An 18,136-nucleotide genomic window follows, 5' to 3' on the forward strand; every position below is an offset into this window, starting at 1 on the left:
TCGACTACGCTAAGCCAACTAAACAACAACAACAACAACAACAGTTTTAACAATAGCAAAAATGTATTTGGTGGCTTCGGCTTCGCTCAGCCACCAAATAAAAAGCCCGCACTCAAGTTGAGTGCGGGCTTTTTTCTATATTAAAATAGAATATTTTATTCAGTCAAAGATTTATTCTCCTTCTGGATCTTCAATATTTTCTTCAACTTCTTTTTCAGTAGAATAATCCATTCTCATTACTTCACCTTCCGTACGACGGTTAAACTGGTGCAGTTGTTCAAATAATTCTTTGTTAGAAGATTTAAACTGGTTAATGTAAGTCTCTGTTAATTCCACTGCTGCAAATTCACCACTTGGTTTGTTTGCGTAGTATTTACCATCTTGTGAGTAAACAATACGAGGCGTACTTTCACCTTTTCCAACAGGTACTAATCTCGCTGGATCAACACCTTTTTCTTTCACTAAGTAATTAACACAAGCTTGCGCTCTTCTTTTTGCTAAGGCAGCATTTGAAGCTGCACCACCACGAGCATCAGAGTGTGAAACCAATCTAAGCACCATTCCTGGATACTCTTTTAGCATTTCAAACACATAGTTTAATGAGTCTTTAGAGTTAATTTCTCCTTCTATCATTTGAAGTTTGTCTGATCCTAAAGCATAACGTACTTCTGGAAGTACAATTGGCGTTTTAGGAAGAATACTCATTTCTAGAATAAAGTTTTGATCGTATGCTAGACCAACAGTAGAAAATTCTTCAACATTATCACTTGCGTGGTATCCTTCTAAAGGAAGAACTTTAATTGAATAGTCTTTTTCTTCGTTGATAAATCGATTACCATCTGGTTGCTTGTCCCAAAAGATTTCTCCTGAAGCATTTGTTGTTCCTTTAAACACAACTGGCTCTGGTTTATCTTGACCTTCTTCCACTTCTTCAGGGATCTCAGTTACTTCAACGATAGCTCCATTCACTCTTGAAGATCCACCTATTTCAGCAACAATTACTTTCAAGTCAAAGATATTTGGTGGCAATTCATACGACCAAACATCTGGCAATGAACGCGTACCTTTAGATCCTTTTCTGTTTGAAGTAAAGTAACCGAATTTTTTCGACACCTCAGTCATGTGGTAATCGTTAGCATCAGAGTTAATTGGTGTTCCCATATTTTCAGGTTTACCAAACTTCATCCCTTCTTCTTTTGCTGCAACGTAGATGTCTAATCCACCTAAACCTTTATGTCCGTCAGATGCAAATAATAAATCTCCGTTTAATGCGAAAGTTGGGAATAATTCATCTCCACTAGTGTTGATTTCTGGACCCAAGTTAATTGGCGTTGTCCAAGAATTTTCTCTTCTTTTATATTCAGAATACCAAAGATCTCTTCCACCTTCACCACCTGGCATATCAGATGCAAAAATCAAAACAGAACCATCTTCATTTGGCAAAGGGTGACCAACACTTATTGAATCATTAACACCTAAAACAACTTTTGATGGAACTCCAAATCCTCTACCTTTCTTTTCAGCTGACCAGATTTGGCAACCAAAATTCTTTTTAAATTCTGAAGGACATCTTGTAAAATAGATAGTTCTAAATCTACCATCCATAGCAATTGTTCCTTCATTAAATTCAGTATTTAAGCTGTCTGCTTCGAAAAGTTTTGGCTCACTCCAGTTTCCTGATCTATCAAGCTCAGCTTCCCAAATATTGAAATAGCCTTCACCCGTTATAGGATCTTTACCTGAAGCAACAGAAGACTGACGTGTAGACGCAAAAGCGATTGCTGTTCCACGACGATTTGAAATGATTGGTGCCATTTCTAATCCTTCTGTATTAATTTTTAATTCTGATTTCACAGTATAGCGCGTACGGTTATCTTTCATCACCTCTGCATCTTCCAATGAAGCTAAAGCATTTAGGGTTTGTTTATCACCTGGAACTAACTTTAAAAAGTTTTCATAGCTGGTTCTCGCTTTGTCATACTCTCCTTTAAGCTTGTATGCGCTTCCTAATCTGAAGTAGACATAAGGATTTTGTTCGAAGTGCTTTAAATCAATAGCACGCTGATACCAATCGATTGACTTATCTAAAAGATAAGCTTTTTCAAAAGAATAAGCAGCTTTGTAAGCCAACTCTGACTTCATAGCTAATGCTTTAGCATTTTTAGGGGATATTCGTTCGTAAGCTTTAACGGCTAGATCAGCGGCTTCGAAGTACTTTCCACTTTCAAAAGCGGCATCCGCTCTGTGCACTGCAGCTGGCTGTGCAAACGCCAAAGCTGAGATGAATATTGAAATTAGCAATAAATAGTTTTTCATAAAAGCAATATTTAACAAGTTATTTTTTCGAAAGAAACTAATTTAAAAAATTAAACACAAGTAATACGTCTAAATATATAGTCTTACTTCGAATAATCTTATAAAATTAATACTTTTTAGTTATTTAACAGACATTATACATAGTTTTAACGCAAAATAGAAACAAAACATTCATTAGCAGTACTTTGTAAAAGTAAAACAATGACTAATCTAACCTTACTTCTAATTTTTATCACGGGCCGAAAGATAGGTCTCCCATCGTTCTAAAACTGTTGTGAAATCGCTTGGTAACTCTGAATCAAAGCGCATAAATTCTTTTGTTTTTGGATGAACAAACCCTAAAGTTTTAGCATGTAAAGCTTGTCCTGTCAATAACGCAAAATTATTTTGCACGAATGATTTATATTTAGAGAATGTTGTTCCTTTTAAAACTTTATCTCCACCATATTCTAAATCATTAAATAAAGTATGTCCAATGTGTTTCATGTGCGCACGAATCTGATGTGTTCTTCCAGTTTCTAATTTACATTCAACCAAAGTCACATATCCAAAACGACGCAACACCTTATAATTAGTCACAGCGTGCTTTCCAAAATCTCCTTCAGGAAATACGGCCATCAATTTTCTATCTTTATTAGATCGTCCTAAATTTCCAGTAATCGTTCCTTCATCTTCTTCAACATCACCCCAAACCAATGCATGATAACGGCGCTCTGTTGTTCGGTCGTAAAATTGTTTAGACAAATTAGTCAAGGCATCTTCCGTTTTCGCAACAACCATTAAACCCGTTGTGTGCTTATCTAATCGGTGAACCAAACCTGGTCGTCCATAAAAATCATCTGACTTTGAAGGCAGTTGATCAAAATGATGGATTAAACCATTTACTAGAGTTCCGGAATAGTTTCCATAACCTGGATGAACAACCATATTTGGCTGCTTGTTTATCACAATTACGGTATCATCTTCATAATGAATATCCAATGGAATATCCTCAGGAATCAATTCTAGTTCGCGAACAGGATAAGGCATAACAATAGAAACCTCATCTTCTGGTTTAATCTTATAGTTCTGTTTTACTGCAACACCGTTCACTAAAATAGTACCGTTTTTAGCAGCGGTTTGAATTTTATTTCGTGACGTATTTGCTAAACGATCCAGCAAAAACTTATCAATTCGCAATACTTCTTGACCTTTATCTGCAATAAATTTATGGTGTTCGTATAACTCTTCGTTTTCTGTTTCTTCGATGTTATCGTTTTTATCTTCTTCTATCATCCTTAATGAACTACTAATTTCTTTGTTTGTATAACCTGACCTTTTTCAATTCGGCTCACAAGATAAATTCCATTGTGAACCATTGATATATCTACTTGTTCTTCGTTGGTAAAACGCGTAACAATTCTTCCATTCAAATCTCTTATTTCAAAAGCTGTTGAATTACTGAAGTTTTCTCCTTTGATATTTAAAATATTTCTTGTTGGATTTGGGTAAATAGTGAAATCCAAATTTTGCGCTGTAAGTATTCGCTCTTTTATTCCCAATTGATAATCCATTTTACTCGTAACCAAAGGTCGCATCATTACCGAACCTTCGAAATTCGAGTTATTCCAATTGCCTCCTCCATCAATACTCCAGAAAATTTTATCTGCATTATCGTGATTCATATCAAATCCAATATTTAATCTATCTTCATCAATTTGACGCATTCCAATGTAATAGGTTTCTCCTACTCCAACTCTCATTGTATCCTTAAAGAAATATGATTTGAAATTATTACGTCCATACGTATAAATAGGCTGGCGGGGATAGAAAAATTCATCTTCATATAAAATAGCTCCTGGCTGTCCGTTTTGATCGTCCCAAACTGTCAAAAGAAACAAATTATTTGAAACATCTACAACCGAAGGAACGAAATGAATTTGAATTGCCACCAATGAATCTGGCTCATAAGCATTAAATTGATAGGCTAACAATCCTTGTTCTGCTGTTACACCATAAGCTTTCTCAGCTGTTCCGTCGTCATAAGCATAATAATTCTTAAACACTTGTTGACCGAATGTCGTATCGTTTATTGGATTATTTGGAAATTGAGCACTTGCTATTCCTTCATAATCAAAAATCCCCATAGTATCATTACTTAAAGTGTGGTCATAAGCATATCCTGATGAAAAATCATGAACGCTTGAATAAGTTGTACGGGGCGAATAATTTATATTTCCTCCTGAAAGTGCTGCTGCGTTTAAAGCGTAATTTCCTTCTAAATTCCCATTATAATAAACATTAACTCTACCGTTCTGATTATTTTCTGTTAATTCACTTCCATTTCTAACAGTAACTTCCACTTCATCACTCATCTTTCCTACAGGATTATTTCTGTAATGTTTCCATGGAACGCTGATGTAATCTTTTAATAGCGTTGAAATAGGATAAACCAAAGCAAAATCTTTAAATAAAGTGTCTTGATATCCTGACAAAGTTCTGAAATCAACATAATCGATATGAAAATGATCTAAAGCACCTGCCAGAGAACCAAAATTTGAAAATCGAAATTGAAATCCTTTTTGGAAATAAATTGGATCAGTTACGGCAATATGCGCCACTTTAAAATCTGTTGTTGAACCTCCTCCAGACCTCCAAACACGTTTCCACAATTGAGTCGCTGGAGAATAAAACTCAAGGTAGATAGAGTCAGAATTGGGTCCTTCTACTCCTGGCATATCTCCGAACCCTTGTGTTTGATATAAAAAACTTAAATAAATAGAATCGCCTGGAGCGTTAGTAGATAAATCTAATGGTTTCCCAATTAGAAGATCTGCTATTCCATTGGCACTCGTTCCAAAATTATATGGATAACCAAACTCATCTAATCCATCGAAAGTAACAACACCAAGCGACCAAGGATTTACAGCGAATCTGTAATTATGATAAGCTTGATCATTTACCCATAATTTATTAGGATCATTGATTGTTGCAATAAATATTCTTGCAGAATCTTGCACAAAATCAGGATTATTGACCCAGATTGTATCCATAGGATTTGCTGTTCCATCCAACGTATCATAAATTATATATCCTGGAAAGGCATACGTTTGAATGTGATTAGGTTCGTAAGTAGACAAATCATCATAAAGGAATCGAGTAGAGTCAAAATAATCGTAAGTCGTTATATCTGATGTTGCGTTGTATTCTAAACGATAAGTTCTTGTGTTGGTTAAAATAGTTCCAGCTGCCAAAGGAACATTAGTAAATTCATCCAAGATTTTATGAAAAAGTTGTTCTGTTACATTAGCATCAGTGAAATCAGCATCATACTTCTGGAATTTATTTCTTGAGAAATCATCAAAGAAAGGCAAGCTAAGCGTATCTGTTTTATAGTAAAATGTACTATCAAAGCTATTTTTTAAAGCTTTTGTCTGCATTACTTTTTGTTTTCCAAACAAATCTGGATTAGCAGTTAATGGACTCACACCATCCTGACCGTAAACGATAGTTGCAAAAAAAGTGAGTAATAAAATTTGAACGTATTTCATGAGTATAATTTTCCTAATTGATTAACCCGCCTTCATTTGGGGATAAAAATATAGTAATCGTAGATCCTTCAGGAATTTTGCTGCTATCTGAAGCAACAGGTGTTTGACGAATCACTCTTGCATTAAGACTATCTTTTGAGGTTTCACAACCTGAATAAACAGGATAAAGTCTTAAGCTAGAACTACCTAAAAAACGCTCTTGTGCTTCATTTATTGTAAGTCCGTTTAAATTTGGGATTCCAACCATTTCTCCTTGTGTTCTTTTCCCTACTGTTAATTCAATTACAGAATTTATAGGCACTTGCTGACCAGTCGTAATATCTTTCCCTTTAAACTTTTGAGAAATCACACTTCCTTGGTCTTCATTACTCGGAACAAAGTTTACTCTCGTGCGCAAACCTTTGGTCATTAAAACAGCTTCTGCAAATCGATGGCTTTTACTTACGACAACAGGAACCATTACCAATCGAGAACGTTTAGAAACACGCACACGAATAACACGATCTGATTTTACAGATAATCCAGAAGAGTCTGTTGGCATAGGATTTTGATAAATTATTGTTCCTTCCACTAAATCTGGATTATAAATAGAATCTAAAATTTCATATTTAATGTCTCTATCCCCAATAAGTGTAGAAATATCATTTACGTTATTGTTCAATAAATTTGGCACCTCAATACTTTCTCCATGACGAGTATAGCTACCAAAATAGGTAGTTCCACCCCAAATAATTAGGAACCACACCAATCCAAATAATAGGAAATTGATAATGAATTTACGACTGATAATAAAATTTCCTAGCTTCTTAAAGAACCCCATACTTCAAATTGGAATAAATAATTAAGCAAATCTAACTAAAATGTTTAAACTCTTTTTAGTTATTTGGATTCGAATTCCAAAAAAAGTAGAATAAACCCTAATTATGAACTAAAAAAAGAAAATAACCGTGATTTCCAGAAACGCTTCGTTTTAGCCTAAAATTTAGAATATCGGTATTCCTTAAACCATTTTACATAAAAAAAAGAGGAGAAAACAATGGCTCAAATTCCCATTATATTCTCCTCTTCTAACAATACATTTTATTAATTCTCAATTATATAATTGAGTAAATGATACTCATTCACTATAGTACTGTAATTTTTCTAGTTTCATTTTTATAACGAACAATATAAACTCCTTTTGATAAAGTTATTTGTTGTGTGTTTCCTTCATAAATTTCTTTTCCTAATAAAGTGAAAACAGAATAATTTCCTTTTCCTTTTAAATCTATAGTTACGATTCCATCAGACGAAGGATTAGGATACACATTAAATGACAACATTTCTTCATTTGAAATTCCCAAAACATTAATATCGACATCTTGTTTTAAAGAATCGGATTGACAATTAGCAGAAGTATGCATTGTTACCTCATAAATCCCGTTACTCGTGTAAGTATGGATTGCATTTTCTTGTGTTGAAGTTTGTCCATCTCCAAAGTCCCATGATTCAAAATCACCATCTGTTATTGTTGGAGTAAATGTTACTTGCGAAGAATTTACAGCTGTTGCAAATGTGTTATTTGTTAAATCAGGTCGAAAATCTATTTGAACAGAATCCACAGCATATACAACATGATCTGCAACTCCTTGTAGATATGCCGTTTCATTTGAAGTCATTCCAGCAGGCAAAAAAGTATTTCCCGTAGACACTCCATTGAAAATAATATTGTTGAAAATACAAGCTGCTAAATACGATCCTTTTATAGTTGGGTGACTTTCATCACTGGTGTATAAATCATTGAAATTTACAACTGCTCCAACTCCAGCTTGTTTAACATGAGCAAATCCAATTCCAACAGGTGACAACATTCCTTCTGCATCGTTTGCCATATATGTGTATGCATCAAATAATCGGCCATTCATTTTCTCAAATGTATTAATCCCTACCCATTGTGAGTCTCCATTTTGTCTACCCCAAGTTCCATAAAACAAAGGAACTGAACATTCATTGTTAGAATAAACACTATCAGCAAGTATTTCTGCATAAGGATAAACATCTGCTTGGACCTGTGCGTCTGGAAAAGATGGTTTTTGACTTTGGTCCTGAAGTATAACGTAGTCCCAGTCTTTAGATGAAATTAAATTTAAAACCGTTGAGTTTACAGCATGTTGACTTAATTGAGAACCGCCCGGTATATGTGCCTGTGCTATAATAGAATTTCCTGCAGCTTGCGCCAAAGAATTAACTAAATCAGGTAGATTATTAGCACTGGTGTAACTATTTCCAATAAATAGCACCTTTTTCTCGGTTTGACTAAAGCCTGTTGTAGCGATTAATAAAAAAGCGAGGGATAAAATTCTTTTCATATTCGTAATATTTAATGCAAAAGACGAACATTGTAAAGAATTAGTTGTCATCAAAAGCCGAATAAATCATTGCTTAAAAGAAGTCACTCTTGGATTGCTAAAATTAGATGAATATAGTATTTAACTGTTACCACGAGATAAATCCTCGCAGTAACAGTTAAGGAATAGGGTTAAAAGTCAAAAACCAATGGTAGAAACTGATTCAAATTAATCAATTTTACTAATTCTTTTTCTAATTACTTCGCCTTTACTTGTTGTCAATTCAATTGTATAAACTCCATTTTCTCCTTTTAAGAAGAAAGAAAATTGAGGAACATCTATAACTTCGAATTCTTGAACTAGCTTTCCAGTCATATCATAAACTCGAATATCTGCTTGTTCTATTGTTTTAGAAAAGCTCATCTCTACCTTTCCTTTTGAAGGATTTGGGTAAACAGTCACTTGTTCAATAGCGTTATTTTCTAGTCCAACATTACCTATACGCAAACAATTAGATGTTACTGTACAGTTTCCTGAGGTAATTATAACTGCGTAATTTCCATTAACAGCTGGAGTATATGTAGCATTTGTAGCTCCTGAAATAGGTGCGTCTCCATTATCACAGTCTATCCATTGGTAACTTGTGTAACCAGAATAGGATGCTAAAGTGCCGCCATTTCCGCTATAACTAATTTGAGAATTAATATTTTCAATTGTTAATTCTAATGTTAGAATGGAATCACAATTGGTAGAGTTATTAATAGCATGAACGTAATTTCCTGTTTCAGAATAAGTTTGTCCGTTTTCTGCCCAAGTGTAAGAATTACAAGCCTCAACTGTAATTGTGTTTGCAGCTATGGATAAATTTGGTGGCAAATCAAAAGCTTCCATTTGATCAAATCTATTATCGCTTGAACCTTGATTTGCAGAATAACCTAATCCTCTTTTAGCAAACACATTCCAAATTAAACATTGATTGTCGCCATTGTTAAATATTTGATCTGCTTGCAAAATTGCATCTCTTCCATCTATAAAACCAGGATAACAACTTTGTAGTTTCAGTCCGTCAATCACCAATTGCATAGCAATATTGTTTCCTCCTGTTCCATTATAAATATCAGCATCAATTCCATATTGATTGATTAAGGCCCAATTCAAATCCCATAACATTGTTGCCCAAACAAATCCAATTCCATGCGGTTGAGAAATCGCTGAATTGTTTGTTGCGTCATAAGTAATGTTATTTATATTGAAATCAGTACTGTAACGTAAAGGACGAATTCCGCCACCTGTTGCGAGTTCACCACTTGCAAAAGTTCCAATACCTCTTCCGTCTGTTCCTAAATCTCCTGGTTCAATTGTTAGCATCATTCCAAACCAATCTGACCAACCTTCGCCCATTTGTTCTTCATTCGCTAAACAATTTGCTTCACTAGCACCACCCGTTAAACGAATAGAAACTCCATGACCATATTCGTGTGCAATAATTCCATTGTCAAAATCTCCATCTAAAAAATTACTCCCGTTTGGAGATGACAAAGTTCCGTTGACTTCTGTTCCATTTTGAATTTGAGTTATAATTGCTAATCCATCGGCTTGAGAAATCATAATAGAAGGAACACCTATTCCAGGATCAGTTCCACCCATCGCGATAATATTTCCAGCTACATTATTAACTACAATTACCGCAATTGCTCCAGCATTTTCAGCGTTTTCAACTTTAGTAACAAAGTTACATCCACCTCTTTTAACCAATACAATTTTACCATCCAACTCTGTTGGATTTATTGCCGTTTGACAACCATCCAAGAAATCTCCAGAGTTATCATCGTAAAGCGCAATATCTGAAGTGATAGGAGCTACAGGAACAATTGGTCCAAAACCAGCTTGTTTGGTTCCATAAACTCCACTAATTGAAGATGGAGAATTTATGGTTAACAAATCAGGATCGGCAGATGACCAAAGATACATTTGCATTCTTGGATTAAATCCATCTGGTCCAGTAGACATATTGGCATTGTTCATTCCACCACCATCTTGTGCTTGTGCGTCGACATGATCATCGTCAGCACCGCCATTTCCATAATTGTTTTGTTGGAAATTACCACTCGCTTCATCGAATCCATATTGATACCATACATCATGCATTATATTATTCATATAAAACAGATTCGTAATTGCAGCATCTTCATAGTCACTTGGAATCAAATTCATGTTTAAAGGAAAATCGAAGTTTAATGTTGTTCCTCCATTTGGTGTATATCCTAAAACATCAGCATCTGATCTGTCTTCACTTGCGTAAACATTATTTCCTTGTGTAGTAGTAAATTCAGCTCCAGCAACTCCATCTGTATCGTGCCATCCATAAGGGGAAGCAATTGGATCATCTGGATCTATTACCAATTGTCGACTTCCATGAATTGGACTTTCTACTGGGATGGGGAAAACATTATATCCTGCTCCAACTCCTGGCGGTGGAGGTGGCAGCATACCTGATTGTGTAAATTGTGATTTCTGATGATTGTGATTTGCATGAGAATCTCCGTGGTTTTCTTTTCCACCAAAATCGCAATTCAACACCCAATCCGTTTTTTCTAAAACAGCTCCTGTTTGCGCATCAACTCTAATACTCCACCAATGCTTCTGATCTAATTGATAGATATGTAAATCCCAAACTACACGAACTGTTGATTCATCTATTTTAAACAACTTGAGCTCAACAGTAATTTCTTCAACTGATAAACCTTTTGCCTCAAAAACATGCTTATTGATACCTTTCGAAGGTAATTCGATAATATCTCCACTGTTTTTAGCTGCTATATTATTTACTGCAGCGAGAATGGCATCTTTAGCAGAAATAGTTGGAGTCAAGGTTTTAACTTTGCTTTCTAAATCTGAAATAAAACCGTTTGAAGTTAAGTATCCTTGGTTGTCTTTTATTGCAATAACACTTATTGCATTGTGAACCAAAACTCCATTGTGTGATTGATGAACATAATAAAATCCAACATTCCCTCTTCTTGCATCATGGTGATTTACCAACTCCCAATTAGAAGCATCTGACTTAGTTAATTCGTATTTTTTTGCATTCGCATCCAACGTTTCTTGAAGAATCACATTCGAATTTTGTGCTAAAGAATAGAAGGGAAGAATAAAAAGGAGAAGGGTAATTTTGAGTATAAATGTTTTCATTTTTATAAGATTTTAAAAGCTTGTGTTTCCCAAAAATAACTTAAAAAGTCTTTTATAAGCTAATTAGGATTCACCAATATATAGATTATGAAGTTATGCGACAAATAATTAACAAGGTATTGGATGTAATTTATTTAAACGGAAGTGGTTGGTTGTTAAACGGAGGAATTGAAGGTGAAAAAGGGAAAGTACTGAATTGTTTATAACAGAAAATCTACGACTGTTATGTTTACCTACAATATGTTAATAAATATGCATTGTATTTTGAATGCGTTAAATTTTGAACGAAAGCGTTTGTTTTCTTACCTTTGAATTTAAGCCAATGACAAAAACACTTCACATAAAAAACATGGTTTGTCCACGGTGTATTACCGCGGTGGAAAACGTTTTTCAGGAAATGAAAATCTCTACAGATAAAGTTGAGTTGGGTCAGGTTTATCTTGGAGAAGAACTCAGTGAAAAACTGCGCAATGAATTAGACCAAAAACTGAATACTTTGGGATTTGAATTGCTCTCTTCCAGTAAATCTCAATTGATTTCAGAAATTAAAACAGCGATAATTCAGCAGATTCACCACAATCCTGAACCTTTAACGGTGAACTTCTCCGATTTTTTGAGTGAAAAACTCAATTACGATTATCCATATTTAAGTCGGTTATTTTCTGCGGTTGAAGGAATAACTATTAATCGATTTATAGTCATTCAGAAAATTGAAAAAGTGAAAGAATTACTCTTTTACGGTGAAATTTCCACCACGGAGATTGCACATCAATTGAATTATAACAGTGTTGCCTATTTATCTGGAGTTTTCAAAAAAGAAACAGGTATGACCTTGACACAGTTTAAGGAATTACGTGATCCGAATCGAAAAGGTATTGATGATTTATAGGGGTGTTTTTGTAGGGGCGATTTGGTAGGGGCGGTTTGCAGCGGTGTTTTTGTAGGGGCGATTTGCAAATCGCCCCTACAAAAAATCATAACCTTCTCTCAAAATAACATAACACACTTGGTGTTTTAATTGTCGATATTTGTATTTCAACAAAAAATCAAATTATGAGCACACAAACAATAGAAAAATCTACATTTCCAGTTACAGGAATGACTTGTGCAGGTTGTGCTTCGAGCGTTGAAAACATCCTTAAGAAAATGGATGGGGTAACTGAAGCAGGTGTGAATTTTGCTTCGAATAGCGTTTTGGTTTCTTACGATACAGGAACTGTCAGTAAAGAGGAATTAAAATCGAATTTACAAAGTGCGGGATATGATATTATCATTAGCACAGAAAATGCAACGGAGGAACAAGAAGAATTACAAGATAAAAATTATAAAGAAGTTAAGAAAAGAACACTTTGGGCAGCCCTATTGACTTTGCCAGTTTTTGTATTGGGAATGTTCTTTATGGAATGGGAACCCGGACATTATATTTCACTGGCTTTTGCAACTCCAGTACTTTTTATTTTCGGTCGTAGCTTTTATATTAATGCATGGAAACAAGCCAAGCATGGAAAAGTAAACATGGATACACTTGTAGCTTTGAGTACAGGAATCGCTTATGCGTTTAGTATATTCAGCACATTTTTCTCTGATTTCTTTATTTCTCGCGGAATGCCTGCACATGTTTATTATGAAGCGGCTACCGTAATTATCACTTTTATTCTTTTAGGAAAAGTGATGGAAGAAAAAGCGAAATCCAATACTTCCACCGCTTTAAAGAAGTTAATGGGATTGCAACCGAAATCTTTACGCGTAATCATCAATGGAGAGGAACAAGAAATTCCTATTGAATCGGTTGAAAAAGGAGATACGATTATCATTCGACCTGGAGAAAGAGTTCCTGTAGATGGAATAGTAATCAAAGGAAGTTCATTTGTAAATGAAAGCATGATAACTGGAGAACCAACAGCTGTCGAAAAATCTGAAGGGGAAAAAGTTTTTGCGGGAACAGTTAATCAGAAAGGAAGTTTTCATTTTAAAGCAGAAAAAGTAGGGAAAGATACTTTCTTGTCTCAAATTATTACGCGAGTTCAGGAGGCTCAAGGAAGTAAAGCTCCTGTTCAGAAATTGGTAGATAAAATCGCAAGTATATTTGTTCCAACCGTAATGGGAATCGCTATTTTGACTTTCATTATTTGGATGGTTGTTGGAGGTGATTTAGCATTTTCACATGGATTAACTACAGCCATTGCCGTATTAATTGTCGCTTGTCCTTGTGCACTTGGTTTGGCTACTCCAACTGCAATTATGGTGGGAATTGGAAAAGGAGCTGAAAATAATATTCTGATAAAAGATGCGGAAAGTTTAGAATTGGGACATAAAGTCGATGCTATAATTCTAGACAAAACAGGAACAATTACCAAAGGAAAACCGAATGTAACAGATGAAAAATGGCTTGTGAACGAAAATAAAGAAGTCTTGCGTTCTAAGTTATTGGCTTTAGAAGCAGATTCAGAACATCCTTTGGCAGACGCAGTAATTAGAAGATTAAAAGAAGATGGAGTTGCTCCTTCTAAAATGAAAGATTTTAACAGCATCACTGGTCAAGGAGTTCAAGCGAAAGACGAAGAGGGAAAATCTTATTTCATTGGAAATAGAGCTTTGGTTGAAGGACAAGGAATTACCATTGACAAAGCATTAAATGATACCATTCAATCTTGGCAAGCCGAAGCTAAAACAGTTGTTTTCTTTACAGATGACCAACAATTATTAGCGATTTTAGGAATTGCAGATGAAATTAAAACGAATTCTATTCAGGCAATTAAAGACTTGAAAGCTTTAGGCGTTGCAGTTTACATGTTGACAGGAGACAATCAGAAAACTGCAGCAGCGGTTGCCAAGCAAGTTGGCATTGAAGAATTCAAGGGAGATGTTATGCCTTCAGACAAATCAGATTTCGTAAAAAAATTACAGAAAGAAGGTCGAGTTGTCGCGATGGTTGGCGATGGAATTAACGATTCTGAAGCATTGGCACAAGCAGATGTAAGTATTGCAATGGCACATGGTTCTGATATTGCGATGGACGTTGCAAAAATCACTTTAACTACTTCTGATTTAGCAACTATTCCGAAAGCTTTAAAGCTGTCTTCAAAAACTGTAAAAGGAATTCGTCAGAACTTATTTTGGGCATTCTTTTATAATGTAATCAGCATTCCAATTGCTGCGGGAGCACTTTACGCAGTGAATGGATTTTTATTAGATCCAATGATTGCTGGTGCTGCAATGGCATTTAGCTCTGTCTCTGTCGTGCTCAACAGTTTAAGATTAAAAAATATTAAACTTTAGCGATTGTAATATCGAAAATATTAATTAAAATTGGGCTTCGGTATTTCGTAGCCTTCGACAAGATCAGTCACCATATGTTCTCTCGTTGACTGCGGTGATTGAGCCTGTCGAAAGCGTCGAAAGCAACAATTGAAACAAATAATTAGGTTTTATTTTAGAATCGTCAATTTCCGCTATCGTTTCTAATTAGGATTTAGTTGATGAGTATATACAAATTGAAAACACAAATTAAAACTATTAAAACATATAGACATGGAAGAACTTAGATTTAAAACAACTTTGAAATGTGGAGGATGTGAGGAAAAAATCACTCCAGGAATGAATGCAATTAATGAAGTTGAAGAATGGGATGTTGACCTAGACAGTGCAGATAAGATTTTAACTGTTGTAGTAACAAAAAACGTAGAAGATCAGATTATTGAAGTCGTAGAAAAAGTTGGTTTTGAAATCACAAAAATAGATTAATTGATTTTTTGTGGATATGTTGAATTGCAACATATCCACAAAAAAATCATTGCTTTACAATTTTATATACATTCTGTTCCTCGTTATTAAAAACCCGCAAAGTGTAAATTCCTTTTTCGAGGTGATCGATCATTAACGTTACTTCTTCGGCAGTACTCAATGCTTTATTTTCTGACAATACGATTCGTCCATTCATGTCTAGCATTTCTATTTTTAAAGCTGAAGTATTTGAAGAATTTATAATTTTCAAATGATTTGACGCTGGATTTGGTACAACGGAGATATTAACAAAATCATTTTTATCAATACTCACATCGGGCCACCAGCCACACTCCATCACTGAAACTCCTACTGCAGTAGAGTCGTTAGGACAAAGAGAGTTGCTAACCACGTATGTATATCCATAATAGCCTGGAATTGATGGTGCGGCTGTCATTGAGCCATTTAATGGATCTCCAGCATAGTCAAACCAAGTCCCATTTAAATCAACATTACCCAACAGTAAGTCAAATAGTGGAAATACTTCTCCTTCACAAACAGCATAATCATTAACAGCTGTTCCTGAAGAATTATAATCAAGTACATTAAGTATTGCTACAGTTGTATCGTAACAAACCAATCGTTCAACATAATAGGCTTCATAAGTTCCCGGAATAAGTATGGAGACATTTAAAATCGAATCTTGCGTCAAAAATCCTGAATGATATGGAAAGGCCCAATAGCCTCCGCCGTTTGGTTTTACAATAATATTACCGTTAAGATTAATTGATCCAACATCAAAACAAACATCTATTGACCCATCTTGACCCGTTGAACTTATACAATCGTCAATTCTTACTTCATCTAATAAGATATCATTGTAAATTGGTTGATTAGTTGTTAGCGTTTGATTTACCATGAAACGAACTTGAATTGTTTGATTCATAAATGCATTCAAATCATAATTTACAAAAATCCAATCTGACGAGTCTCCTTTTAAAGTATCAAGATTGGTCCAAGTTGTGCCATCAAAAACATCAATTATTAATGGAGTATTGTCTCCTGGGAAATCGGTGTTATTACTGAACCATTCGAATGATAAATAAGGTGTTGTTAGTTGAGAAAGATCAATTTCTGGAGAAATCAAAATCATACTGTCGGGATTCGGATTTGAACCATCTGATTTGGCAAATTCACCAGCGACTTTTCCATTGTTGGCAGCTCCGTAATCTCCTTGGTCATTGAAAATCCAGAAATTATCTGGACTTGTACTTGGGTCTGAAGAAAGATTCTCCCAACATAGTGGTTCTGTGCCATTATTAAATGATTCATAAAATGGAGCTGGAATTACTGGACACAATGTTTGAGCATTGAGATTTAGTCCCAAAATTAGAATAATCAACAAAAGTAGGCTATTGCATGTACTAGTTTTCATAGTGTTAGTTGTTTATCATAAGAAATAAAAATTACGGAGAAAATATGAAAACACAATAAATTGAAGCGACGCAATTAATTTCGGTAATAAATTGCATTTAAACATTTTCTATTGCTTCACAATTTTATATACATTCTGTCCTTCGTTATTAAAAATCCGTAAGGTGTAAATCCCTTTTTCGAGGTGATCAATCATTAGCGTTACTTCTTCGGCAGTACTCAATGCTTTATTTTCTGACAATACATTTCGTCCATTCATGTCTAGCATTTCTATTTTTAAAGCTGACGTATTTGAAGAATTTATAATTTTTAAATGATTTGATGCTGGGTTTGGGGAGATTGAAATGTTTTGGAAATCTTGTTTTGTTGTTGAAACTGGAGGTTCCCACCAGTCACAATCTGAAGCTACACTCACATTTACAACTGCTGAATCATCTGGACAGTTGGCGTTAAGAATCACATAGGTGTAATCATAGATGCCAGGTATTGTTTGGGCATTCGGTAAAGAATTAGGCAATGCAGTTCCTGTAAAATCATACCATGTACCGCCAGGTGAAACAAACCCTGACAACACACTAAATAATGGTATGGGTTCATTAGGACAAACCGTAGTTTCACCATCAATACCGGCTGATTCATAATTATAAAAAGAAATGGTCGCTACGGTTGTGTCATAACAAACCAACCTTTCAATATAATACACTTCGTAAGTTGCTCCGACAGTCAAACTTGAAACATTAAAGTGTGCACCACTAATTAAACCAGGCTGACTTGGATAAGACCAATAACCACCACCATTTGGTTTCACGATGATATTGTCGTTTAAATCAACCACTCCATTTAATATACAAAATGTTTTGGAACCATCTTGACCAGTTGTGCTCACGCAATCATCAATTCTTACCTCATCTAATAAAATATCATTATAAATCGGGTGATTTGTTGTCAATGTTTGATTCACCATAAAACGCACTTGAATGGTTTGATTCATGAAAGCATTCAAATCATAATTTTGGAATCTCCATGCAGAACTATCTCCTGACAAAGTATCTAAATTCGTCCAAGCAGTTCCGTCAAAAATATCAATTATTAAAGGAGTATTGTCTGCTGGGAAATCTGTGTTATTACTGAACCATTCGAATGATAAATAAGGTGTTGTTAATGAAGAAAGATCAATTTCTGGAGAAATCAAAATCATACTGTCGGGATTTGGATTTGAACCATCTGCTTTGGCAAATTTACCAGCGATTTTTCCATTGTTAGTGGCTCCATAATCTCCTTGGTCATTAAAATTCCAAAAATTGTCGGGACTTGTACTTGGGTCAGAAGAAAGATTCTCCCAACACAGTGGTTCTGTGCCGCTATTAAATGATTCATAAAATGGAGCTGGAATTACTGGACACAATGTTTGAGCGTTCAGATTTAGTCCAAAAGTTAGAATAATCAATAAAATCAGACTATTAAATATGTTAGTTTTCATAGAGTTAGTTGTAAATCATAAGAGATTAAATTTACGAAGAAAAAATGAAAACACAATAGAATTTAATTCAAGAGCAAGAAAAGAGTAGGAAATTTGGGGGTTAGATTCTAAGACAGTGGTAAAGAAAAAGCGCC

11 protein-coding genes are annotated in these 18,136 nt (G+C 34.8%); 3 read left to right on the forward strand and 8 right to left on the reverse strand.

Going from position 1 to position 18,136, the window contains the following annotated elements; all coding sequences use genetic code 11:
• Positions 1–171 precede the first annotated feature (171 nt).
• The 6 genes from ERX46_RS07490 to ERX46_RS07515 all read right to left on the reverse strand — a co-directional run bounded on the left by ERX46_RS07490 (position 172) and on the right by ERX46_RS07515 (position 11,365).
• Positions 172–2,316, reverse strand: coding sequence for an OmpA family protein (locus ERX46_RS07490; RefSeq protein WP_130093244.1), 2,145 nt, complete (start codon positions 2,314–2,316; stop codon positions 172–174).
• Between the two features lie 222 nt (positions 2,317–2,538).
• Entirely contained in the window at positions 2,539–3,591 is a 1,053-nt protein-coding gene (locus tag ERX46_RS07495; RefSeq protein ID WP_207214139.1) for an RluA family pseudouridine synthase, read from the reverse strand.
• Between the two features lie 2 nt (positions 3,592–3,593).
• Complete coding sequence (locus tag ERX46_RS07500; protein ID WP_130093245.1) at positions 3,594–5,846, reverse strand: T9SS type A sorting domain-containing protein; 2,253 nt, start codon at positions 5,844–5,846, stop codon at positions 3,594–3,596.
• A gap of 13 nt (positions 5,847–5,859) precedes the next feature.
• Positions 5,860–6,666, reverse strand: a complete 807-nt coding sequence (locus tag ERX46_RS07505) for a PASTA domain-containing protein (RefSeq protein WP_130093246.1) — start codon at positions 6,664–6,666, stop codon at positions 5,860–5,862.
• 304 nt (positions 6,667–6,970) lie between these two features.
• A complete protein-coding gene (locus ERX46_RS07510; protein WP_165366180.1) occupies positions 6,971–8,194 on the reverse strand; it encodes a DUF4886 domain-containing protein in 1,224 nt (407 codons plus the stop codon).
• A 207-nt stretch (positions 8,195–8,401) separates the two neighbouring features.
• Positions 8,402–11,365 carry a T9SS-dependent M36 family metallopeptidase gene (locus ERX46_RS07515; protein WP_130093248.1) on the reverse strand — a complete coding sequence of 988 codons (2,964 nt, stop codon included), beginning with the start codon at positions 11,363–11,365 and terminating at the stop codon, positions 8,402–8,404.
• 322 nt (positions 11,366–11,687) lie between these two features.
• Between ERX46_RS07515 and ERX46_RS07520 the strand changes: the two genes are divergently transcribed.
• From ERX46_RS07520 to ERX46_RS07530, 3 genes are all read left to right on the forward strand, one after another.
• Positions 11,688–12,254, forward strand: a complete 567-nt coding sequence (locus tag ERX46_RS07520; RefSeq protein WP_130093249.1) for a helix-turn-helix domain-containing protein — start codon at positions 11,688–11,690, stop codon at positions 12,252–12,254.
• 164 nt (positions 12,255–12,418) lie between these two features.
• Positions 12,419–14,644 (forward strand): heavy metal translocating P-type ATPase, encoded by a 2,226-nt coding sequence (locus ERX46_RS07525; RefSeq protein WP_130093250.1) that lies wholly within the window; start codon positions 12,419–12,421, stop codon positions 14,642–14,644.
• A 252-nt stretch (positions 14,645–14,896) separates the two neighbouring features.
• Positions 14,897–15,109 carry a heavy-metal-associated domain-containing protein gene (locus ERX46_RS07530; protein WP_130093251.1) on the forward strand — a complete coding sequence of 71 codons (213 nt, stop codon included), beginning with the start codon at positions 14,897–14,899 and terminating at the stop codon, positions 15,107–15,109.
• Between the two features lie 46 nt (positions 15,110–15,155).
• Here the strand turns inward: ERX46_RS07530 and ERX46_RS07535 are convergent, their stop codons facing one another.
• Positions 15,156–16,523 (reverse strand): T9SS type A sorting domain-containing protein, encoded by a 1,368-nt coding sequence (locus ERX46_RS07535; RefSeq protein WP_130093252.1) that lies wholly within the window; start codon positions 16,521–16,523, stop codon positions 15,156–15,158.
• A 108-nt stretch (positions 16,524–16,631) separates the two neighbouring features.
• A complete protein-coding gene (locus tag ERX46_RS07540) occupies positions 16,632–18,002 on the reverse strand; it encodes a T9SS type A sorting domain-containing protein (protein WP_130093253.1) in 1,371 nt (456 codons plus the stop codon).
• Positions 18,003–18,136 lie beyond the last annotated feature (134 nt).

Origin of the sequence: Brumimicrobium glaciale, from assembly GCF_004152935.1 — a bacterium.
GTDB classification, from domain to species: domain Bacteria; phylum Bacteroidota; class Bacteroidia; order Flavobacteriales_D; family Crocinitomicaceae; genus Brumimicrobium; species Brumimicrobium glaciale.